This window comes from Pseudomonas linyingensis (assembly GCF_900109175.1).
Lineage (GTDB): Bacteria > Pseudomonadota > Gammaproteobacteria > Pseudomonadales > Pseudomonadaceae > Geopseudomonas > Geopseudomonas linyingensis.
Window position 1 is genome coordinate 148,390 of record NZ_FNZE01000004.1, and the last position, 19,731, is coordinate 168,120.

Genomic DNA, 19,731 nt, shown 5'->3' on the forward strand with positions numbered 1-19,731 from the left:
TATTACGGGGTTCAGACGCCGAGAGCGGTGTTGAGCAGCTCCTGCTTCGCCGACAGCTCGCCGGCGGCGATCTCCTCGACGATCTGGCCGTGCTCCATCAGGTAGTGACGGTCGGCCAGCGGCGCAGCGAAGCGGAAGTTCTGTTCGACCAGGACGATGGTCAGGCCTTTTTCCTTGAGCTTGAGCAACACCTGGCCGAGCTTCTGCACGATCACCGGGGCGAGGCCCTCGGTGATCTCGTCGAGCAGCAGCAGGTTGGCGCCGGTACGCAGGATGCGCGCCATGGCCAGCATCTGCTGCTCGCCACCGGACAGCCGGGTGCCCTGGCTGAAGCGGCGCTCGTAGAGGTTGGGGAACATCTCGTAGATCTCGTCGAGGTCCATGCCGCCGCTGCGCACGGTGGGCGGCAGCAGCAGGTTTTCCTCGACGTTGAGGCTGGCGAAGATGCCGCGCTCCTCCGGGCAATAGCCAACGCCCAGGCGCGGGATCAGGTGGGCGGCGACGCCGATGGTCTCGTTGCCGTTGATCATGATCGAACCGGTGCGCCGGCCGACCAGGTTCATGATCGCGCGCAGGGTGGTGGTGCGCCCGGCGCCGTTGCGACCGAGCAGGGTCACCAGCTCGCCGCGGCGCACCAGCAGGTCGATGCCGTGGAGGATGTGCGACTCGCCGTAGAAGGCGTGCAGGTCGCTGATGCGCAGCTGTTCGAAGTCCGGGGTGGTGTGCAGGCCGGTCATGCGTGGGCCTCCTCGAGTGCGGCAGCTTCGCTGCCCAGATAGGCCTCGCGCACCTGCGGGTGGGCCGACATCGCGGCGTAATCGCCCTCGGCGAGGATCGCGCCGCGCGCCAGCACGGTGATGCGGTCGCACAGGCGGCTGACCACGCTGAGGTTGTGCTCGACCATGACCACGGTGCGACCGACCGCGGCGCGACGCACCAGGCCGACCACCATGTCGACGTCCTCGTGGCCCATGCCCTGGGTCGGCTCGTCGAGCAGCAGCACCTTGGGATCCAGGGCCAGGGTGGTGGCCAGTTCGAGGGCGCGCTTGCGGCCGTAGGGCAGCTCGATGGTCAAGGTGTCGGCGAACCCAAGCAGGTCGACTTCGGCGAGCAGCTGGTCGGCGCGCTCGTTCAGCTCGTCCAGGCAGCGTGCCGATTTCCAGAAGTGGAAGGAGTTGCCCTGCTGGCGCTGCAGCGCCACGCGCACGTTGTCGCGCACGCTCATGTGGCCGAACACTGCGGATATCTGAAACGAGCGCACCAGGCCGAGACGGGCGATCTCGTTGGACTTCATCGCGGTGATCGGCTTGCCGAAGTAGAGGATCTCCCCGCGGGTCGGGGTGAGGAACTTGGTGAGCAGGTTGAACACGGTGGTCTTGCCGGCCCCGTTGGGACCGATCAGCGCGTGGATGTGACCTTGCTGCACGCGCAGGTCGACCGAATCGACCGCGGTGAAACCGCGGAACTCCTTGGTCAGGCCGCGTGTTTCCAGCACAAACTCTGGTGCCATGGGGTGCCCTCTAACCTTGATTGTTTTTGTTGGTTATGGCGCTGGCCGTCACTGGCCTTTACGTAAACGTTAACAGCATCCCGACGCGCGCGGCAAGCACCGTTCGTACGTCTTTAGTGCAGTGCATTGTGATCAGGTACGCGGTTCGCGTGGAACGCGGCCCATCAGGTAGAACTCGTCGTTCGGCGGGGTGCCGGCCAGCGACACCAGGCGGTTGGACAGGCTGAAAAAGGCAGCCACGGCGCCGATGTCCCAGATGTCGTTGAGGCTGAAACCGACGCTTTCCAGGCGCGCCTGCCAGGCGTCGTCGAGCACGCCGTGGTCGAAGCTGAGGTGCATGGCGAAGTCGATCATCAGCCGCTGGCGCTCGCCGATGGCGGCGCTGCGGTGGTTGATCGCCAGCTGGTCGGCCAGGTGCGGCTGCTTGCTGTAGATGCGCAGCACCGCACCGTGCGCCACCACGCAGTACAGGCAGCCGTGGCGCGCGCTGGTGGCGACCACGATCATTTCCTTCTCGGCCAGGGTCAGGCTGTCGGATTCACGCTCCATCAGCGCGTCGTGCCAGGCGAAGAAGGGGCGGAACTCCTCGGGGCGGTGCGCCAGCATGAGGAACACGTTGGGAATGAAGCCGGCGCGGTCCTGCACGGCAAGGATGCGCTCGCGCAGGTCGGCCGGCAGGGCGTCGAGCGATTCGGGTACGGGGAAACGGCTGATCGGGGCGGTCATGAACGACTCCTCATTTTATGCCTGAAGGCACCCACGCTCCTGCGCGGGCACCGTGCGGCGTTCCCACCCAGTGCGGGAACGCTCGTTGCGCGCCGCTTCAGTGCTGGCCAATCCCCAGCTCCGCCACGCTGACCTCGCGCATGCGGAACTTCTGCACCTTGCCGCTGATGGTCATCGGGAACTCGTTGACGAACTTGATGTGCCGCGGAATCTTGAAGTGGGCGATGCGCCCCTTGCAGAACTCGCGCAGCGCCTCGGCCTCGACCGTGTGCCCAGGATGCAGCTTGACCCAGGCGACGACCTCCTCGCCGTACTTGCTGTCCGGCACGCCGATCACCTGCACGTCGGCCACCGCCTCGTGGGTGAAGAGGAATTCCTCGATCTCGCGCGGATACACGTTCTCGCCGCCGCGGATGATCATGTCTTTGTTGCGCCCGACGATCTTGACGTAGCCCTCCTCGTCCATGGTCGCCAGGTCGCCGGTGTGCATCCAGCGCGCGCCGTCGATGGCCTCGCGGGTCGCTTCCGGGTTGTTCCAGTAGCCGAGCATCACGCTGTAGCCGCGGGTGCACAGCTCGCCGATCTGCCCGCGTGGCACGACATGGCCGTGCTCGTCGACGATCTTGCTCTCCAGGTGCGGCTGGGTGCGGCCGACGCTGGTGACGCGGCGCTCCAGGTCATCGGAAGGGCCGGTCTGGGTCGACACCGGGCTGGTCTCGGTCATCCCGTAGGCGATCTGCACCTCGCTCATGTGCATCTCGGCGATCACCCGCTTCATCACCTCGATCGGGCAGGTGGCGCCGGCCATGATCCCGGTGCGCAGGCTGGACAGGTCCATGCCGGCGCGCTCGGGGTGGTCGAGCATGGCGATGAACATGGTCGGCACGCCGTACAGTGCGGTGGCGCGCTCCTCGGCCACCGCCTGCAGGGCGGCCAGCGGCTCGAAGGCGGCGCTCGGGTAGATCATCGTGCTGCCGTGGGTCAGGCAGCCGAGGTTGCCCATCACCATGCCGAAGCAGTGGTACAGCGGCACCGGGATGACCAGGCGGTCGTGCTCGGTGAGGCCGAGGCTCTCGCCGACCATGTAGCCGTTGTTGAGGATGTTGTAGTGGCTGAGGGTGGCGCCCTTGGGGAAGCCGGTGGTGCCGGAGGTGTACTGGATGTTGATCGGCTCGTCGAACTGCAGCTGCTCGCCGCACTGGCGCAGCTGCTCGGGGCCGACCTGCTCGGCCAGCGCCTGCAGCTGCTGCCAGCCGAGCATGCCGTCGGCCGGCTGTCGACCGAGGCTGATCACCCCGCGCAGCTCCGGCAGCATGTGGCTGTGCAGGGCGCCGGTGGCGCTGGTGGCCAGCTCCGGCAGCAGCTCGCCGAGCATGGCGTGGTAGTCGGAGGTCTTGAAGGTGTCGGCGCAGATCAGCCAGCGACAGCCGGACTGCTTGAGCGCGTACTCGAGTTCGTTGAGGCGGTAGGCTGGATTGATGTTGACCAGGATCACGCCGACCTTGGCGCTGGCGAACTGGGCGATGCACCACTCGGCGCGGTTCGGCGACCAGATGCCCAGACGCTCGCCCGGCTGCAGGCCGATGGCGATGAAGGCCCGCGCGCAGCGGTCGACCGCTTCGGCCAGCTCGGCCCAGGTGTAACGCAGGCCCTGCTCGCGCACCACCAGCGCTTCGCGTTCGGCAAAGCGGGATACCGTCTGATCGAAGGCTGCACCGATGGTCATGGCCAGCAGCGGTTTCTCCTGCGGTCCGCAGGTGTAGCTCGGAAGATTCATGGAATGCCTCAGTCTTATGTTTGTTATGAGGTTTGCTGCTTCTGAGTCTTGCTGTTCCACAGCAACCGTCAGGAGTTGACGTTGCTGCAGGGTTTGTTTACGTTAACGTAAAGGTGATCGACTGACAACCCACTCCGCAGAGCCGAACGCTAAGCTGGAATGGGGGCTCCGGGAGCAGCGCTCCAGGGGCCGGACTCGCGCAGCGACCTACCGTACTACTCCGCAAACCGCACAACTACAAGACAGACAAAGGTGGTTCCATGACGTACTCCAGCCTCAACTTCGCCCTTGGTGAAACCGTCGACATGCTGCGCGACCAGGTGCGTGCCTTCGTGACCAGCGAGCTGGCGCCGCGCGCCGCCGCCATCGACCACGACAACCTGTTCCCCGCCGACATGTGGAAGAAATTCGGTGAGATGGGCCTGCTGGGCATCACCGTTTCCGAGGAGTACGGCGGCGCCGGCATGGGCTACCTGGCCCACGTGGTGGCCATCGAGGAAATCAGCCGCGCCTCGGCGTCGGTCGGCCTGTCCTACGGCGCCCACTCCAACCTGTGCGTCAACCAGATCAACCGCAACGGCACTGCCGCGCAGAAGGCCAAATACCTGCCCAAGCTGATCAGCGGCGAGCACGTCGGCGCCTTGGCGATGAGCGAGCCGAATGCCGGTTCCGACGTGGTCTCCATGAAGCTGCGCGCCGACAAGAAGGGCGACCGCTTCGTCCTCAACGGCAGCAAGACCTGGATCACCAACGGTCCGGACGCCAACACCTACGTGATCTACGCCAAGACCGACATCGACAAGGGCGCGCACGGCATCACCGCGTTCATCGTCGAGCGCGACTGGAAGGGCTTCAGCCGCGGCAACAAGTTCGACAAGCTGGGCATGCGCGGCTCCAACACCTGCGAGCTGTTCTTCGACGACGTCGAGGTGCCGGAGGAAAACATCCTCGGCCAGCTCAACGGCGGCGTGAAGGTGCTGATGAGCGGCCTCGACTACGAGCGCGTGGTGCTCGCCGGTGGCCCGGTCGGCATCATGCAGTCCTGCCTGGACGTGGTGGTGCCCTACATCCACGACCGCAAGCAGTTCGGCCAGAGCATCGGCGAGTTCCAGTTCATCCAGGGCAAGGTCGCCGACATGTACACCCAGCTCAACGCTAGCCGGGCCTACCTGTACACCGTGGCGCAGGCCTGCGACCGCGGCGAGACCACCCGCAAGGACGCCGCCGGGGTGATCCTCTATACGGCCGAGAACGCCACCCAGATGGCCCTGCAGGCGATCCAGATCCTCGGCGGCAACGGCTACATCAACGAGTTCCCCACCGGGCGTCTGCTGCGCGACGCCAAGCTCTACGAGATCGGCGCCGGCACCAGCGAGATCCGCCGCATGCTGATCGGCCGCGAGCTGTTCAACGAGACGCGCTGAAGCCGCGCGGACCATCCCCTCTCCCCTCCGGGGAGAGGGTCAGGGAGAGGTGCTGAGTCAACGCCCCCCTCTCCCCCGGCCCCTCTCCCGCACGCGGGAGAGGGGGGATAGCGAACAGCCCGAGGAGCGCCCGATGGCCATCCTGCACACCCAGATCAACACCCGTTCGCCGGAGTTCGCCGCCAACAGCGCGGCGATGCGCGAGCAGGTCAACAACCTGCGCGCCCTGCTCGGCCGCATCAGCGAGGGCGGCGGCGTCGCCGCCCAGCAGCGCCACACCGCCCGCGGCAAGCTGCTGGTGCGCGAGCGCATCAATGCCCTGCTCGACCCCGGCTCGGCCTTCCTCGAACTCTCCGCGCTGGCCGCCTTCGAGGTGTACGGCGAGGACGTGCCGGCCGCCGGCGTGGTCGCCGGCATCGGCCGGGTCGAGGGCGTCGAGTGCATGATCGTCGCCAACGACGCCACCGTGAAGGGCGGCAGCTACTACCCGCTGACGGTGAAAAAGCACCTCCGCGCGCAGAGCATCGCCCAGCAGAACCGCCTGCCGTGCATCTACCTGGTCGACTCCGGCGGCGCCAACCTGCCGCGCCAGGACGAGGTGTTCCCCGACCGCGAGCACTTCGGGCGGATCTTCTTCAACCAGGCCAACATGAGCGCCCAGGGCATCCCGCAGATCGCCGTGGTGATGGGCTCGTGCACCGCCGGCGGCGCCTACGTGCCGGCGATGGCCGACGAGACCATCATGGTGCGCAACCAGGCGACCATCTTCCTCGCCGGCCCGCCGCTGGTGAAGGCCGCCACCGGCGAGGTGGTCACCGCCGAGGAGCTGGGCGGCGCCGACGTGCACTGCAAGACCTCCGGGGTTGCCGACCACTACGCCGAGAACGACGCCCACGCGCTGGCCATCGCCCGCCGCTGCGTGGCCAACCTCAACTGGCGCAAGCTCGGCGAGGTGCAGGCCAGCGCGCCACGCGCGCCGCTGTACGCCGCTGATGAGCTGTACGGGGTGATCCCGGCCGACGCCAAGCAGCCGTTCGACGTGCGCGAGGTGATCTCCCGGCTGGTCGACGGCAGCGAATTCGACGAGTTCAAGGCGCTGTTCGGCACCACACTGGTGTGCGGCTTCGCCCGCCTGCACGGCTACCCGATCGCCATCCTCGCCAACAACGGCATCCTGTTCGCCGAGGCGGCGCAGAAGGGCGCACACTTCATCGAGCTGGCCTGCCAGCGCGGCATCCCGCTGCTGTTCCTGCAGAACATCACCGGCTTCATGGTCGGCCAGAAGTACGAGGCCGGCGGCATCGCCAAGCACGGCGCCAAGCTGGTCACCGCGGTGGCCTGCGCCAAGGTGCCGAAGTTCACCGTGATCATCGGCGGCAGCTTCGGCGCCGGCAACTACGGCATGTGCGGGCGCGCCTACGACCCGCGCTTCCTGTGGATGTGGCCGAACGCGCGGATCGGCGTGATGGGCGCCGCCCAGGCCGCCGGCGTGCTCACCCAGGTCAAGCGCGAGCAGGTCGAGCGCAGCGGCCAGCAGTTCTCCGCCGAGGAAGAGGAGGCGATCCGCCAGCCGATCCTCGAGCAGTACGAGCGCCAGGGGCATCCGTACTACTCCAGCGCGCGGCTGTGGGACGACGGCGTGATCGACCCGGCGCAGACCCGCGAGGTGCTCGCCCTGGCGCTGTCCGCCACGCTCAACGCGCCCATCGAGCCGACCAGCTTCGGCGTGTTCCGCATGTAAGCCCTGCTCCCCTCTCCCGCCAGCGGGAGAGGGGCCGGGGGTGAGGGCAGCCGGCACCGCCGCCCCTCACCCCAACCCTCTCCCCACGGGGAGAGGGAGCGCCAACAGATGCCCTGGAGCCGACATGACCGACTTCACCACCGTACAACTCGAACGCGATCCGCACGGCGTCGCCACCCTGTGGCTGAACCGTGCCGACAAGAACAACGCCTTCAACGCCGAGGTGATCCGCGAGCTGAACGCCGCGCTGGCCGCGGTGCAGGCCGACCCGGCGATCCGCCTGCTGGTCCTGCGCGGGCGCGGCAAGCACTTCTCCGCCGGCGCGGATCTCGCCTGGATGCAGCAGTCGGCCAAGCTCGACTACGCCGCCAACCTCAATGACGCTCACGAACTGGGCGAGCTGATGCACCGTCTCTACCACCTGCCGCAGCCGACCCTGGCCGTGGTGCAGGGCGCGGCCTTCGGCGGCGCGCTGGGCCTGATCGCCTGCTGCGACATGGCCATCGGCGCGACCGACGCGCTGTTCTGCCTGTCGGAAGTGCGCATCGGCCTGGCCCCGGCGGTGATCAGCCCGTTCGTGGTCAAGGCCATCGGCGAGCGCGCCACCCGCCGCTACGCCCTCACCGCCGAGCGCTTCGACGGCCAGCGCGCCCGCGAACTGGGCCTGCTCGCCGAGTGCTATCCGGCCAGCGAGCTGGACGCCGCGCTCGAGCAGTGGGTCGCCAACCTGCGCCTGAACAGTCCGCAGGCGCTCAAGGCCTGCAAGCACCTGCTGGTCGAGGTCGGCCCGGCGCAGCTCGACGACGAGCTGCGCCAGTTCACCGAACAGGCCATCGCCACCCTGCGCGTCAGCGCCGAAGGCCAGGAAGGGCTCAACGCCTTCCTCGACAAACGCACCCCCGCCTGGCAGGAGAGCCAACCATGAGCCGACACATCGACACCCTGCTGGTGGCCAACCGCGGCGAGATCGCCTGCCGGGTGATGCGCACCGCCAAGGCCCTCGGCCTGACCACCGTGGCCGTGCACAGCGCCATCGACGCCGACGCCCGCCACGCCCGCGAGGCCGACATCCGCGTCGATCTGGGCGGCGCCAAGCCGGCCGACAGCTACCTGCTGGTCGACAAGCTGATCGCCGCGGCCAAGGCCAGCGGCGCCCAGGCCATCCACCCCGGCTACGGCTTCCTCTCCGAGAACGCCGGCTTCGCCCGCGCCATCGAGGCGGCCGGGCTGATCTTCCTCGGCCCGCCGGCCAGCGCCATCGACGCCATGGGCAGCAAGTCGGCGGCCAAAGCGCTGATGGAAACCGCCGGCGTGCCACTGGTGCCCGGCTACCACGGCGAGGCCCAGGACTACGAGACTTTCCGCACCGCCGCCGAGGTGATTGGCTATCCGGTGCTGCTCAAGGCCACCGCCGGCGGCGGCGGCAAGGGCATGAAGGTGGTCGAGCGCGAAAGCGAGCTGGCCGAGGCGCTGGCCTCGGCGCAGCGCGAGGCGAAATCCTCGTTCGGCGACTCGCGCATGCTGGTCGAGAAGTACGTGCTCAAGCCGCGCCATGTGGAGATCCAGGTGTTCGCCGACAGCCACGGCAACTGCCTGTACCTCAACGAACGCGACTGCTCGATCCAGCGCCGCCACCAGAAGGTGGTCGAGGAAGCCCCGGCCCCCGGCCTGTCCCCCGAATTGCGCCGCGCCATGGGCGAGGCAGCGGTGAAGGCGGCCAAGGCCATCGGCTACGTCGGCGCCGGCACCGTGGAATTCCTCCTCGATGCGCGCGGCGAATTCTTCTTCATGGAGATGAACACCCGCCTGCAGGTGGAACATCCAGTCACCGAGGCGATCACCGGCCTCGACTTGGTCGCCTGGCAGATCCGCGTCGCCCGCGGCGAGGCGCTGCCGATCAGCCAGGACGAGGTGCCGCTGATCGGCCACGCCATCGAGGTGCGCCTGTACGCCGAGGACCCGGACAACGACTTCCTGCCGGCCACCGGCACCCTGGCGCTGTACCGCGAACCGGCCGCCGGCCCGGGCCGCCGGGTCGACAGTGGGGTGGCCGAGGGCGACACGGTGTCGCCGTTCTACGACCCGATGCTCGGCAAGCTGATCGCCTGGGGCGAGAACCGCGAGGAGGCGCGCCAGCGCCTGCTGGCCATGCTCGCCGAGACCGCCGTGGGCGGGGTGAAGACCAACCTGGCCTTCCTGCACCGCGTGCTGGCCCACCCGGCCTTCGCCGCCGCCGAACTGGATACCGGCTTCATCCCGCGCCACCAGGCGCAGCTGCTGCCACCGGTCGGCGCCCTGCCGGAGGTGTTCTGGCAACTGGCCGGCGAGGCCTTCGTGCACAGCGAGGCCGAACGCGTGCGCGGCGACGACCCGCACTCGCCGTGGAGCGCGCGCAGCGGCTGGCGCGCCGGCCTGCCCGGGGAAACCGACCTGACCCTGCGTTGCGGCGACGCCCAGCAGAGCGTGCGGCTGCGTGCGGGCAGCTCACCCAGGGCGCAGCTGGTCGACGAGCAACTGGTGGTCGAGCAGGACGGCCTGCGCCGCCAGCACCTGGCGATCCGCCGCGGCGACAGCCTGTACCTGCAGTGGGCCGGCGAACTGCGCAGCGTGCAGCGCGTCGATCCGATCGCCGAGGCCGAGGCCAGCCACGCCCACCACGGCGGGCTGACCGCGCCGATGAACGGCAGCATCGTCCGCGTGCTGGTCGAAGCCGGCCAGCACGTCGAGGCCGGCACCGCGCTGGTGGTGCTGGAGGCGATGAAGATGGAACACAGCATCCGCGCGCCGCAGGCCGGGGTGGTCAAGGGCCTGTACTGCAGCGAGGGCGAGATGGTCAGCGAAGGCACCGCACTGGTGGAGCTGGAGGAGGCCTGAATCCAGGAACCAGCCCTGTAGGGGAGAATTCATTCGCCATGTATGGTGCAAAGACGAATGAATTCGCCCCTACAGTAGAGACCTGCCATTCACGCACAGGAGCACCACGCACATGCCTCGAGGACACATCATGCCCCTGCCCCAGCACGTCCGCCTGGTCGAAGTCGGCCCGCGCGACGGACTGCAGAACGAGAAACAGCCGATCAGCGTGGCCGACAAGGTGCGCCTGGTTGACGACCTGACCGCCGCCGGCCTGGAATACATCGAGGTCGGCAGCTTCGTGTCGCCGAAGTGGGTGCCGCAGATGGCCGGCTCCGCCGAGGTGTTCGCGCAGATCCAGCAGAAGCCCGGCGTCACCTACGCCGCGCTGACCCCCAACCTGCAGGGCTTCGAGGCGGCGATGCTCGCCGGCGTGCAGGAGGTGGCGGTGTTCGCCGCCGCCAGCGAGGCCTTCTCGCAGAAGAACATCAACTGCTCGATCGCCGAGAGCCTGCAGCGCTTCGTGCCGCTGATGGACGCCGCCCGCGAGCAGGGCGTCCGCGTGCGCGGCTACGTGTCCTGCGTGCTCGGCTGCCCCTACGAGGGCGAGGTCCCGGCACAGCAGGTGGCCCATGTGGCCAACCAGCTGTTCGACATGGGCTGCTACGAGATCTCGCTGGGCGACACCATCGGCACCGGCACCGCCGGCAAGACCCGCGCCCTGTTCGAGACGGTCGGCCGCGACATCCCGCGCGACAAGCTGGCCGGGCACTTCCACGACACCTACGGCCAGGCGCTGGCGAACATCTACGCCAGCCTCTTGGAAGGCATCCACGTGTTCGACAGCTCGGTCGCCGGCCTCGGCGGTTGCCCCTACGCCAAGGGCGCCAGCGGCAACGTGGCCAGCGAGGACGTGCTGTATCTGCTCGACGGCCTGGGCATCCACACCGGCATCGAGCTGGAGGCGCTGATCCAGGCCGGCGAGCGCATCTGCAGCGTGCTCGGCCGCGACAACGGCTCGCGCGTGGCCCGCGCCTGGCGCAGCGCCTAGCAGCGCACTTTTTTGTAGGAGGCGCGACCTCGCGGCGATGCGGACCACAGGTCCGCCACAGGCAACCAGAGCTTCGCCCCGAGGTCGGGCCTCCCACAGAGAGCGGCAGCAACACCCGGCGCCACGAACGGAACAACAAGAGAGGCACACCCATGAACAAGCTCTACCCCAACGCCCACGCCGCCCTCGACGGGCTGGTGCAGGACGGCATGACCATCGCCGTCGGCGGCTTCGGCCTGTGCGGCATCCCCGAGGCGCTGATCGCCGCCCTGCGCGATTCCGGCCGCCAGAACCTCACTGCCATCAGCAACAACGCCGGCGTCGACGGTTTCGGCCTCGGCCTGCTGCTGGAGACCCGACAGATCAGGAAGATGATTTCTTCCTACGTCGGCGAGAACAAGGAGTTCGAGCGCCAGTACCTGGCCGGCGAGCTGGAGCTGGAATTCACCCCGCAGGGCACCCTGGCCGAGAAGCTGCGCGCCGGCGGTGCCGGCATCCCGGCGTTCTTCACCAAGACCGGCTACGGCACCCTGGTCGCCGAAGGCAAGGAAACCCGCCAGTTCGACGGCGAGTGGTACGTGATGGAGCGCTCGCTGCGCGCCGACGTGGCGCTGGTCAAGGCCTGGAAGGCCGACCAGGCCGGCAACCTCGTGTTCAACAAGACCGCGCGCAACTTCAACCCGCTGGCGGCGATGGCCGGCAAGGTCTGCGTGGTCGAGGTCGAGGAACTGGTCGAGACCGGTGCGCTGGACGCCGACCAGATCCACCTGCCGGGCATCTACGTGCAACGCATCGTGGTCAACCCGAACCCCGAGAAACGCATCGAACAACGCACGCTTTCCAACTCAAAAACAGGGAGCGCCTGACCATGGCCTGGACCCGTGAACAGATGGCGCAGCGCGCCGCCCAGGAGCTGCAGGACGGCTTCTACGTCAACCTCGGCATCGGCCTGCCGACCCTGGTGGCCAACTACATCCCAGACGGCATGGACGTCTGGCTGCAGAGCGAGAACGGCCTGCTCGGCATCGGCCCGTTCCCGAGAGAGGACGAGGTCGACCCGGACCTGATCAACGCCGGCAAGCAGACCATCACCACCCTGCCCGGCAGCAGCTTCTTCGACAGCGCGGCGAGCTTCGCGATGATCCGCGGCGGCCACATCAACCTGTCGATCCTCGGCGCCATGCAGGTGTCGGCCCAGGGCGACCTGGCCAACTGGATGATCCCCGGCAAGATGGTCAAGGGCATGGGCGGCGCCATGGACCTGGTCGCCGGCGTCAAGCGCGTGGTGGTGCTGATGGAGCACACCGCCAAGGGCGGCGCGCACAAGATCCTCGAACGCTGCGAGCTGCCGCTGACCGGCGTCGGCGTGGTCGACCGGATCATCACCGATCTCGCCGTGCTGGACGTCAGCGAGCAGGGCCTGAAGCTGGTCGAGCTGGCCGAAGGCGTCAGCTTCGACGAACTGCAGGCCGCCACCGGCTGCCCGATCCAGCGCTGAACCCGGGCAGGGTGGACAACGGCGCCGCCGTGTCCGCCTGGCGATGGTGGGAAATCGCTGCGCGAGTTTCCCACCCTACCCCACTGCCTCTACTCCCTCCACGACGCCCAACGAGAACAACAATATGCCCGACGTCGTCCTCCCTGCTGCTCGCGGCGCAGGCGCCCGAGCCGCGCCGCACACGCCTTCCTCCTTCCGGTCGTTCCGCGCGACCCGGTGCATCGGCGATGGCCAGGGTGTAGCCTTGTCCATCGAACACTCATGAACGCACCGATCCCGGCGCCCACACGACGCCGGGCGCGCACGCCGACGAATCTGGAATCCCCCATGGCGAAGCAGACCTACAGCATCTCCGACCTCGCCCAGGAACTGGACGTGACCACCCGCACCATCCGCTTCTACGAGGAGCAGGGCATGCTCACGCCGCAGCGCCGCGGCCAGGAACGCATCTACAGCCCCAAGGACCGGGTGGCGCTCAAGCTGATCCTGCGCGGCAAGCGCCTCGGCCTGTCGCTGGCCGAGTGCAAGACCCTGATCGAACTGTACGACCCGCAGACCGGCAACCAGAAGCAGCTCAACATCATGCTCGGCATGATCGCCGAGCGCCGCGCGCAGCTGGAACAGCAGCTCCTCGACATCCAGCAGATGCAGCTGGAGCTGGATACCGCCGAGGAGCGCTGCCGCACGGCCCTCGCGGATAGCGCCAGCAAGAAAACGGCCGCCGAGTAACCCTCCCCGGCGCCTGCCTGCAGGCGCACTCTCTCTTCAGGAAATCCCCGATGACCGACAGCCACGAGCAGGGCCTCAAGGTCCGCCGCGAGGTGATGGGCGACGCCTTCGTCGACCGCGCCCTGGGCAACGCCACCGAGTTCACCGCGCCGCTGCAGGAGTTCGTCAACGCCCACGCCTGGGGCGGGGTGTGGACCCGCGAGGGCCTGCCGCGCAAGACCCGCAGCCTGATCACCCTCGCCGCCCTCACCGCGCTGAAATGCCCGCAGGAACTCAAGGGCCACGTACGCGGCGCGCTGAACAACGGCTGCACTGTGGAGGAAATCCGCGAGGCGCTGCTGCACTGCGCGGTGTACGCCGGCGTGCCGGCGGCCATGGAGGCCTTCCGCGCCGCCCAGGAAGTGATCGACAGCTACCAGCAGGAAGGCTGAACGGAAAACCCACCCCGTACACGGAAGGCCCACGATGATCACCCTCTATCACTGCCTGAGCGCCCGCTCCTTCCGCCCGCTGTGGATGCTGGAGGAGCTGGGCCTGGCCTACCAGCTGAAGATGCTGCCCTTCCCGCCGCGGGCGCTGGCGCGCGAATACCTGGAGATCAATCCGCTCGGCACCGTGCCGGCGTTCCGCGACGGCGAGCTGCTGATGACCGAGTCGGCTGCCATCTGCGAATACCTGGCGCGCCGCCACGGGCCGACGCCGCTGAACGTCGCGGTCGACGAGGCGGACTTCGGCGCCTGGCTGAACTGGCTGCACTTCGGCGAGGCCACCCTGACCTTCCCGCAGACCCTACTGCTGCGCTACGGACGCTTCGAGCCGCAGGAGCGCCGCCAGCCGCAGGTGGTCGAGGACTACACCCGCTGGTTCCTCGGCCGCCTGCGCGGTGTCGACGCCGCCCTGCAGCACGGCGAGCACCTGTGCGCCGGGCGCTTCACCGCCGCCGACATCTCGGTCGGCTACGCGCTGATGCTCGCCGCCTACCAGGGGCTGGAGGCGCAGTTCCCGCCAGCGGTGCGCGCCTACTGGCAGCGCCTGCAGAGCCGCGCCGGCTTCCAGCGCGCGCTGGCAGCCCAGGAGAACGCCGCCCGCGAGCAGGGGATCGAGCCGACCCCGGCGCCGCTGGCCGGCCCGCCGGCCGATGGCTGAGGCCCCCGCCGGCGCGGCACCATCCATCGGCGCGGCAGGACTTTCCCTCTGCGCCGCGGTCGAATCAGGTGACCGGCAATCCCGGACACTTGAGGAGCTTCGACCATGTTCGCGCGCCTTGTCCTCGCCAGCGGCCTGCTGACCTGTCTAGCCCTGTTCGAGCCGATGCCAGCCAGGGCCGGCGATACCCGAGTCATCATCGGCGTCCCCGGCGTCCATATCGACGCGCCGCCGCTGAGCATCCAGATCGGCCCGCCGGCGTACTACCCGCCCCATTACTACTACCCGCCACCGCGCTATTACTACCCGGCCCCACGCTACTACTACGGGCCGCGCTACTACCCGCGCCATTACCACCACCGCCCCTACGGCCGCCCCTACCACCGCGACTACTACCGTCACGACCACCGCCGCTGAGCCCGGCCGCGCGCCCTACCAGCGCAGCGGCACCGCCCGCGCCGCGCCGCTCGGCGGGGTGATGATCACCGTGCAGGTCATCCCCGCCGCCAGCTCCAGCCCCTCGGGCAGTGCGTCGAGGTGGATGCGCACCGGCACGCGCTGGGCCAGGCGCACCCAGTTGAAGGTCGGGTTGACGTCGGCGGTCAGCTCGCGGCTTTCCGGGTTGTCGCGGTCGTAGATGCCGCGCGCCAGGCTGTCGACCCGCCCGCTCAGCCGCTCGCCGCTCATCAGGCGCATCTCGGCCTTGTCGCCGACGCGGATCAGCGGCAGACGGGTTTCCTCGAAGTAGCCGTAGACGTAGAAGGAATGGCGGTCGACCAGCGCCAGCGCCGGCTCGCCGCGCTCGGCGAAGTCGCCCACGAACAGGTTGAGGTTGGTGACGTAGCCGTCCACCGGCGCGCGCACCTCGGTGCGCCTGAGCCTGAGGCGCGCCTCGTCGAGCTGCGCCTGCGCCTCGAGCAGGTCGGCGCGCGCGGCGGCGGCCAGCTGGCCGGCGTCGCTGCGGCTCTCCCGCGACACCACCCGCTCGCTGATGTCGGCGCGCCGCGCCGCATTGTCCTCGCGCATCTTCAGTTCGGCCTGGCGCGCTGCCACCCGCGCCTCGGCCTGGCGCACGGCGGTGCGGTAGTGCGCGGGGTCGATGCGCAGCAGCAGGTCGCCCTTGCTCACCGTCTGGTTGTCGTGCACCGCCACCTCGACCACCAGGCCGGCGACGTCGGCCGCGATGTTGACCACCTCGGCGCGCACCCGGCCGTCGCGGGTCCACGCCGAGTCCATGTAGTGCAGCCAGAGGGTGCGCACCAGCAACACGGCGGCGGCGAAGACCAGCAGGGTGAAGACGACGCTGATGACTCTTTTCCAGGGCATATCCAGGCTCGTTCGCGGCGGAATCAGTGGTAGACGTACAGCATCAGGACGCCGTACAGGCAGGTGAACAGGCTGGCGCGCAGCAGGGTCGGGTGCCAGGCGTGGCGGTACAGGCCGCTCCACGCCACCAGGCGGTCGATGCCCCAGCCGACGGCCAGGGTGATGACGAACAGCAGGGTCAGGTTCGGCAGGTAGACGCCGAACAGGGCGATCTCACGGGGCATCAGTGGCGCTCCCGGCGGCCAGCGGCGAATGGGGGTCGAGCAGCGAGCTGCGGATGAAGTGCAGCTGGCTGAGCACCCGGCGCAGCGGCGAGCGGTCGAACTGCGGCGGGCGGTTCTCCGGGGTCTGCCGCACGGTGGCGATGGCCTGCTCGACCGCGGCCAGGGCGCGCTGGCGGTTGCCCGCGTCGGGCTGGATGAACAGGCGCACCAGCGCGCGGCCGAGGGCGCGGATATCGGCCTGCCAGGGCATGCCCGCGGCGTAGCAGGGCTCGGCCGGCAGGCGCGCCTGCTCCTGGCGCAGCTCGATCACCGCCTGGCCGATCTCCAGCACCGCGAACATCCAGCGCAGCAGGCGGCGCTGCACCTCAGGGCGGCCGACTGCGCTGACCTGGGCCTGGGTCAGCAGGTCGCGGGTGCCGCTCTCGAAGCCGGCGACCAGGCCCTTGAGCCGGCCGCTGACGGCGAACACCACGCGCATGCGCAGGTCGTGTTCCAGCCGGCGCCACAGCCAGGGCCGGTCGGGCGGCAGGATCAGCGCCAGGCTCAGGGTGGTCAGGCCGATCGCCAGCAGCGCCGCCAGGTATTCGTTGAGCAGGCGCTGGAAGTCGTAGGGCGGCAGGTTGGCCGGCAGGGCGATGATGCAGAACCACAGCATCAGGCCGGTGCCGTAGCCGGCGGTGGCGCTGCGCGCCAGCAGCCAGGCGCCGAGGGCGAACACCGGCGCCAGGGCGCAGCACAGCAGGGCGAAGCCTTCCAACCAGGGCAGCACCCAGAACTGCAGCAGGCCGCCAAGCACGGCGCTGCCCAGCGCGCCAATCAGCAGCTTGAGCGCCTGCTGGCGGGGGCTGGGCGCACCGGCCACCAGCCCGGCGACCATCGCCGCGGTGAGCACGCAGGTGCCGCCGCTGGGCCAGGCGGTGGCGATCCAGAAGGCGCCGAGGCCGAGCACCAGCAGCGCGCTGCGCATCCCGGTCACCGCCGCGGCCAGGCCGTTGGCGCGCGGGGTGAAGCTGTCCTGCCACTGCTCGCGGGCATGCCGGTGGACCAGCAGCGAGGCGTGGGTCAGCGCGTAGTCGTGCAGGTCGCCGGTGAAGCGATACAGCTGCTCGGCGGCGGTGTTGAAATCGAGCAGCTGCTGGTCGCCCGGATGCAGCGCGACCAGCTGCCGGCGGGCCGCGCGGATCTGCTCCATCAGCTCGCACCGGCTGCCCTCCAGGCGCTGCGCCAGCACCTCGGCGTCGGCCTCGCTGCACAGGTGCTGGCCGAGCGGCGCCAGCAGCGCGCCGACGCCGGCCAGGCACGGTTCCAGCGCCGCGCGCACCTGCGCGCCGGCCTCGCCCTGCAGGCGCTGCAGCAGCTGGTGCAGGCCGTGGAAGCGGGTGGAAAGCACCATGAACTCGTGGTTGAGGCGGCCCAGGCGGCCGCTGCGCATGCGGAAATACGGGTCCTCGAAGGCGCTGGCGTTGCGCAAGTTGTCGAGCGCCACCGCCTCGCCGGCGAAGCGCGCGTTGAGCTGCTCCAGACGCGCCACGTCGAGCTGGCCGCCCAGCGCCGCGGCGGCAAACCCGGCGAAGTCGCGAAAGCGCGTGGCCAGCAGACGACGCAGGCTGGCGCTGCTGTTCTGCGGCAGGATCAGCGCGCTGACCAGCCCCGAGCAGAGGATGCCCAGGCTGATCTCCAGCACCCGCCACAGCGCCTGCATGAAGGCGCTTTCGGGGTCGGCGATGGCCGGCAGGCCGATCAGCGCCGCGGTGTAGCCGGCCAGCACGCAGCCGTAGCCGCGAAAGTCGCGGTAGCGCGCCGCGCCGGCGGTGCACAGGCCGATCCACAGCGCCAGGCAGAGCAAGAACAGCACCCGCTCCTGGGCGAACAGGGCGAGCAGCGGCACCGTCACCGCCAGGCCCAGCAGGGTGCCGAGGATGCGGTAGAAGCTCTTGGCCAGCACCTGGCCGCTCTCCGGCTGCATGACGATGAACACCGTGGCCAGCACCGTGCCGGCCTGCGGCAGCTCCAGGCGGTAGGCCAGCCACAGGGCGACGCAGGCGCCGAGCAGGGCCTTGAAGATGAACGCCCAGATCGGTCCCTCGCTCTGCGCCCACTCGTCCAGACCGCGGCGCAAGGCGCCGGGCAGCGCGGGCACGCTCGAAGTGGTCATGGCGCGCTCCTCACGGCCGGCCCGGCAACTGCAGGCGGACCTCGCGCGCCTGCAGCTCGGCGTCCGCCGGCGCGCTGTCCGCCGCCAGCACGCCGCCGCCGAGGGCCACCCACAGCCCGGCCTGGGCGGCCAGCTGCTCGGCGAGCACCTGTTGCTGCAGGCGCTGCGCGGCGAACACCCGGCCCTGCGCAACGAGCAGCTCGCGGGCATCGCTCAGCCCGCGCTGGTGGGCCTCCTGCGCCAGCGCCACGCGCCGCTCGGCGGTGGCCAAGGCACTGGCGGCAAAAGCCTGCTGCTCGTGCAGCGAATGCAGGCGAATCAGCAGGTCGGAGACGCCCTGCAGCGCCTGCACCAGGGTCTGCCTGTACTGCTCGACCGCCAGGTCGTAGCCGGCCGCCTCGGCGCCCAGCCGGCTGCGCCGCGCGCCGCCGTCGAAGATCGGCAGGCTGAGCGCCGGGCCGATCCCCCAGGTCAGCTTGTCGTGGCGCAGCCAGTCCAGCCCGCCACCCTGGGTCGCCGCCGAACCGAGGCTGCCGAGCAGGTCGATGTTGGGATAGAAGTCGGCCCTGGCCACCTCGATGCCGCGCGCCGCAGCCGCCACCTGCCAGCGGCTGGCGACCACGTCCGGGCGCCGGCCGAGCAGCTCCAGCGGCAAGCGGCTGGGCAGGCGCGGCGCAGCGTGCAGCCTCAGCTGCGGGCGCTGCAGTTCAGCAGCGGCGCCCGGCCCGGCACCGGCCAGCGCCGCCAGCTGGTTGCCGGTCAGGGCGATGGCCTCGTCGGCCAGGTCGAGCTGGCGCTGCGCCTCGGGCAGCGGCGCTTCGGCCGCGGCGACCTCCAGTTCGGTGCCCAGGCCAATGCGCCGGCGTTCGCGGGCCAGCGCCAGCAGTTCCTCGCGCTGCTCGAGCTCGGCTCGGGCGATGTCCCGCTCGGCGTACTGGCGGGCCAGCTGGATATAGACGCGCACCACGCTGCCCTGCAGCTCCAGCGCCGCGGCGCGCTCCTCGGTGGCGGCGACCCGCGCCAGGCTCAAGGCGCGCTCACGCTGGCTGTGCAGGCGGCCCCACAGGTCGAGGTCGTAGCTCAGGCCGAAGGCGGCGCTGTTGTTCCAGCTGCTGGTGCGCGCCAGCGGGCCGGGGCCGTAGAAGTTGTCGTCCGGCCAGCGCTTGCGCTGCACGCTGGCCTGCAGGCCGAGTTGCGGCGCCTGCGCCGCGGCGGCCACCCCGGCCAGCGCCTGGGCCCGGCGCACCCGCGCCGCCGCCATGGCCAGGCCGGGACTGCCGGCCAGCGCGCGCTCGACCCAGGCGTTCAGCTGCGCATCTCCGTAGGCCTGCCACCACTGTGCGCGCGGCCACTCGGCGCTCTGGGCGGCGTGGCGAATGGCCGCGTCGGTGGGCAATTCGCCGTTGTCGGCCAGCTCCGCCTGCGGGTCGAGGCCACCGCTGGCGATGCAGCCGGACAGGGAAGAACAGAGGGTAACCAGCAGACTGGCGAGAAACAGACCGGGCCGAACGATGGCGGGCACTGCAGCGGATCCTGGAAGGGCGGCGGGAGGCCGAGAGGAGTGGCGATTC

The 19,731-nt window shown here is 69.6% G+C and carries 19 protein-coding genes; 11 read left to right on the top strand and 8 right to left on the bottom strand.

Annotation, left to right across the window (positions count from 1 at the left end; translation table 11 throughout):
• Positions 1–11: 11 nt before the first annotated feature.
• The 4 genes from BMZ19_RS06580 to BMZ19_RS06595 form a co-directional block, all read right to left on the bottom strand.
• Positions 12–737 (bottom strand): ABC transporter ATP-binding protein, encoded by a 726-nt coding sequence (locus tag BMZ19_RS06580; protein WP_090308679.1) that lies wholly within the window; start codon positions 735–737, stop codon positions 12–14.
• On the bottom strand, positions 734–1,510 hold the full coding sequence (locus BMZ19_RS06585) for an ABC transporter ATP-binding protein (RefSeq protein WP_090308682.1): 777 nt from the start codon (positions 1,508–1,510) through the stop codon (positions 734–736). The genes BMZ19_RS06580 and BMZ19_RS06585 overlap by 4 nt, the downstream gene beginning before the upstream one ends.
• A 132-nt stretch (positions 1,511–1,642) precedes the next feature.
• Entirely contained in the window at positions 1,643–2,236 is a 594-nt protein-coding gene (locus BMZ19_RS06590) for a peroxidase-related enzyme (RefSeq protein ID WP_090308685.1), read from the bottom strand.
• 97 nt (positions 2,237–2,333) lie between these two features.
• Entirely contained in the window at positions 2,334–4,013 is a 1,680-nt protein-coding gene (locus tag BMZ19_RS06595) for an AMP-binding protein (RefSeq protein WP_090308688.1), read from the bottom strand.
• Between the two features lie 260 nt (positions 4,014–4,273).
• Here BMZ19_RS06595 and BMZ19_RS06600 point away from each other — a divergent pair, with 260 nt between their 5' ends.
• The 11 genes from BMZ19_RS06600 (at position 4,274) to BMZ19_RS06650 (ending at position 14,872) form a co-directional block, all read left to right on the top strand.
• Positions 4,274–5,437: an isovaleryl-CoA dehydrogenase gene (locus BMZ19_RS06600; RefSeq protein ID WP_090308692.1), complete on the top strand. Its 1,164-nt coding sequence runs from the start codon at positions 4,274–4,276 to the stop codon at positions 5,435–5,437.
• 133 nt (positions 5,438–5,570) lie between these two features.
• Complete coding sequence (locus BMZ19_RS06605; protein ID WP_090308695.1) at positions 5,571–7,178, top strand: carboxyl transferase domain-containing protein; 1,608 nt, start codon at positions 5,571–5,573, stop codon at positions 7,176–7,178.
• Positions 7,179–7,302: 124 nt separating this feature from the next.
• Positions 7,303–8,103, top strand: coding sequence for a gamma-carboxygeranoyl-CoA hydratase (locus BMZ19_RS06610; protein ID WP_090308698.1), 801 nt, complete (start codon positions 7,303–7,305; stop codon positions 8,101–8,103).
• On the top strand, positions 8,100–10,052 hold the full coding sequence (locus tag BMZ19_RS06615) for an acetyl/propionyl/methylcrotonyl-CoA carboxylase subunit alpha (protein ID WP_090308700.1): 1,953 nt from the start codon (positions 8,100–8,102) through the stop codon (positions 10,050–10,052). Before BMZ19_RS06610 ends, BMZ19_RS06615 begins: the two co-directional genes overlap by 4 nt.
• Positions 10,053–10,182: 130 nt before the next feature.
• A complete protein-coding gene (locus tag BMZ19_RS06620) occupies positions 10,183–11,082 on the top strand; it encodes a hydroxymethylglutaryl-CoA lyase (protein WP_090308703.1) in 900 nt (299 codons plus the stop codon).
• Between the two features lie 152 nt (positions 11,083–11,234).
• Positions 11,235–11,948: a CoA transferase subunit A gene (locus BMZ19_RS06625; protein WP_090308706.1), complete on the top strand. Its 714-nt coding sequence runs from the start codon at positions 11,235–11,237 to the stop codon at positions 11,946–11,948.
• A gap of 2 nt (positions 11,949–11,950) precedes the next feature.
• Positions 11,951–12,580, top strand: coding sequence for a CoA transferase subunit B (locus BMZ19_RS06630; protein ID WP_090308709.1), 630 nt, complete (start codon positions 11,951–11,953; stop codon positions 12,578–12,580).
• A gap of 327 nt (positions 12,581–12,907) precedes the next feature.
• Positions 12,908–13,309, top strand: a complete 402-nt coding sequence (locus BMZ19_RS06635; RefSeq protein WP_090308712.1) for a MerR family transcriptional regulator — start codon at positions 12,908–12,910, stop codon at positions 13,307–13,309.
• A 50-nt stretch (positions 13,310–13,359) separates the two neighbouring features.
• Positions 13,360–13,740: a carboxymuconolactone decarboxylase family protein gene (locus tag BMZ19_RS06640; protein WP_090308716.1), complete on the top strand. Its 381-nt coding sequence runs from the start codon at positions 13,360–13,362 to the stop codon at positions 13,738–13,740.
• Positions 13,741–13,774: 34 nt separating this feature from the next.
• Positions 13,775–14,455, top strand: coding sequence for a glutathione S-transferase family protein (locus tag BMZ19_RS06645; RefSeq protein ID WP_090308719.1), 681 nt, complete (start codon positions 13,775–13,777; stop codon positions 14,453–14,455).
• A 105-nt stretch (positions 14,456–14,560) separates the two neighbouring features.
• The gene (locus BMZ19_RS06650; RefSeq protein ID WP_090308721.1) at positions 14,561–14,872 is read left to right on the top strand and encodes a hypothetical protein; all 312 of its coding nucleotides are present in this window, start codon (positions 14,561–14,563) and stop codon (positions 14,870–14,872) included.
• Between the two features lie 15 nt (positions 14,873–14,887).
• On the opposite strand, the gene BMZ19_RS06655 is transcribed toward BMZ19_RS06650, so the two are convergent.
• From BMZ19_RS06655 to BMZ19_RS06670, 4 genes are read right to left on the bottom strand one after another with little or no spacing between them, the layout of a single operon-like run.
• Positions 14,888–15,781, bottom strand: a complete 894-nt coding sequence (locus BMZ19_RS06655) for an efflux RND transporter periplasmic adaptor subunit (RefSeq protein ID WP_090308723.1) — start codon at positions 15,779–15,781, stop codon at positions 14,888–14,890.
• 23 nt (positions 15,782–15,804) lie between these two features.
• Entirely contained in the window at positions 15,805–16,005 is a 201-nt protein-coding gene (locus BMZ19_RS06660; protein ID WP_090308726.1) for a DUF1656 domain-containing protein, read from the bottom strand.
• Positions 15,995–18,160 (bottom strand): FUSC family protein, encoded by a 2,166-nt coding sequence (locus BMZ19_RS06665; protein ID WP_090308730.1) that lies wholly within the window; start codon positions 18,158–18,160, stop codon positions 15,995–15,997. Before BMZ19_RS06665 ends, BMZ19_RS06660 begins: the two co-directional genes overlap by 11 nt.
• Positions 18,161–18,170: 10 nt before the next feature.
• The gene (locus BMZ19_RS06670; protein WP_244517117.1) at positions 18,171–19,682 is read right to left on the bottom strand and encodes an efflux transporter outer membrane subunit; all 1,512 of its coding nucleotides are present in this window, start codon (positions 19,680–19,682) and stop codon (positions 18,171–18,173) included.
• Between the last annotated feature and the right edge of the window lie 49 nt (positions 19,683–19,731).

Coding starts and splice junctions, on each gene's coding strand:
- BMZ19_RS06580 (WP_090308679.1), bottom strand. CDS start 737: ATGACCGGCCTGCACACCACCCCGGACTTCGAACAGCTGCGCATCAGC.
- BMZ19_RS06585 (WP_090308682.1), bottom strand. CDS start 1,510: ATGGCACCAGAGTTTGTGCTGGAAACACGCGGCCTGACCAAGGAGTTC.
- BMZ19_RS06590 (WP_090308685.1), bottom strand. CDS start 2,236: ATGACCGCCCCGATCAGCCGTTTCCCCGTACCCGAATCGCTCGACGCC.
- BMZ19_RS06595 (WP_090308688.1), bottom strand. CDS start 4,013: ATGAATCTTCCGAGCTACACCTGCGGACCGCAGGAGAAACCGCTGCTG.
- BMZ19_RS06600 (WP_090308692.1), top strand. CDS start 4,274: ATGACGTACTCCAGCCTCAACTTCGCCCTTGGTGAAACCGTCGACATG.
- BMZ19_RS06605 (WP_090308695.1), top strand. CDS start 5,571: ATGGCCATCCTGCACACCCAGATCAACACCCGTTCGCCGGAGTTCGCC.
- BMZ19_RS06610 (WP_090308698.1), top strand. CDS start 7,303: ATGACCGACTTCACCACCGTACAACTCGAACGCGATCCGCACGGCGTC.
- BMZ19_RS06615 (WP_090308700.1), top strand. CDS start 8,100: ATGAGCCGACACATCGACACCCTGCTGGTGGCCAACCGCGGCGAGATC.
- BMZ19_RS06620 (WP_090308703.1), top strand. CDS start 10,183: ATGCCCCTGCCCCAGCACGTCCGCCTGGTCGAAGTCGGCCCGCGCGAC.
- BMZ19_RS06625 (WP_090308706.1), top strand. CDS start 11,235: ATGAACAAGCTCTACCCCAACGCCCACGCCGCCCTCGACGGGCTGGTG.
- BMZ19_RS06630 (WP_090308709.1), top strand. CDS start 11,951: ATGGCCTGGACCCGTGAACAGATGGCGCAGCGCGCCGCCCAGGAGCTG.
- BMZ19_RS06635 (WP_090308712.1), top strand. CDS start 12,908: ATGGCGAAGCAGACCTACAGCATCTCCGACCTCGCCCAGGAACTGGAC.
- BMZ19_RS06640 (WP_090308716.1), top strand. CDS start 13,360: ATGACCGACAGCCACGAGCAGGGCCTCAAGGTCCGCCGCGAGGTGATG.
- BMZ19_RS06645 (WP_090308719.1), top strand. CDS start 13,775: ATGATCACCCTCTATCACTGCCTGAGCGCCCGCTCCTTCCGCCCGCTG.
- BMZ19_RS06650 (WP_090308721.1), top strand. CDS start 14,561: ATGTTCGCGCGCCTTGTCCTCGCCAGCGGCCTGCTGACCTGTCTAGCC.
- BMZ19_RS06655 (WP_090308723.1), bottom strand. CDS start 15,781: ATGCCCTGGAAAAGAGTCATCAGCGTCGTCTTCACCCTGCTGGTCTTC.
- BMZ19_RS06660 (WP_090308726.1), bottom strand. CDS start 16,005: ATGCCCCGTGAGATCGCCCTGTTCGGCGTCTACCTGCCGAACCTGACC.
- BMZ19_RS06665 (WP_090308730.1), bottom strand. CDS start 18,160: ATGACCACTTCGAGCGTGCCCGCGCTGCCCGGCGCCTTGCGCCGCGGT.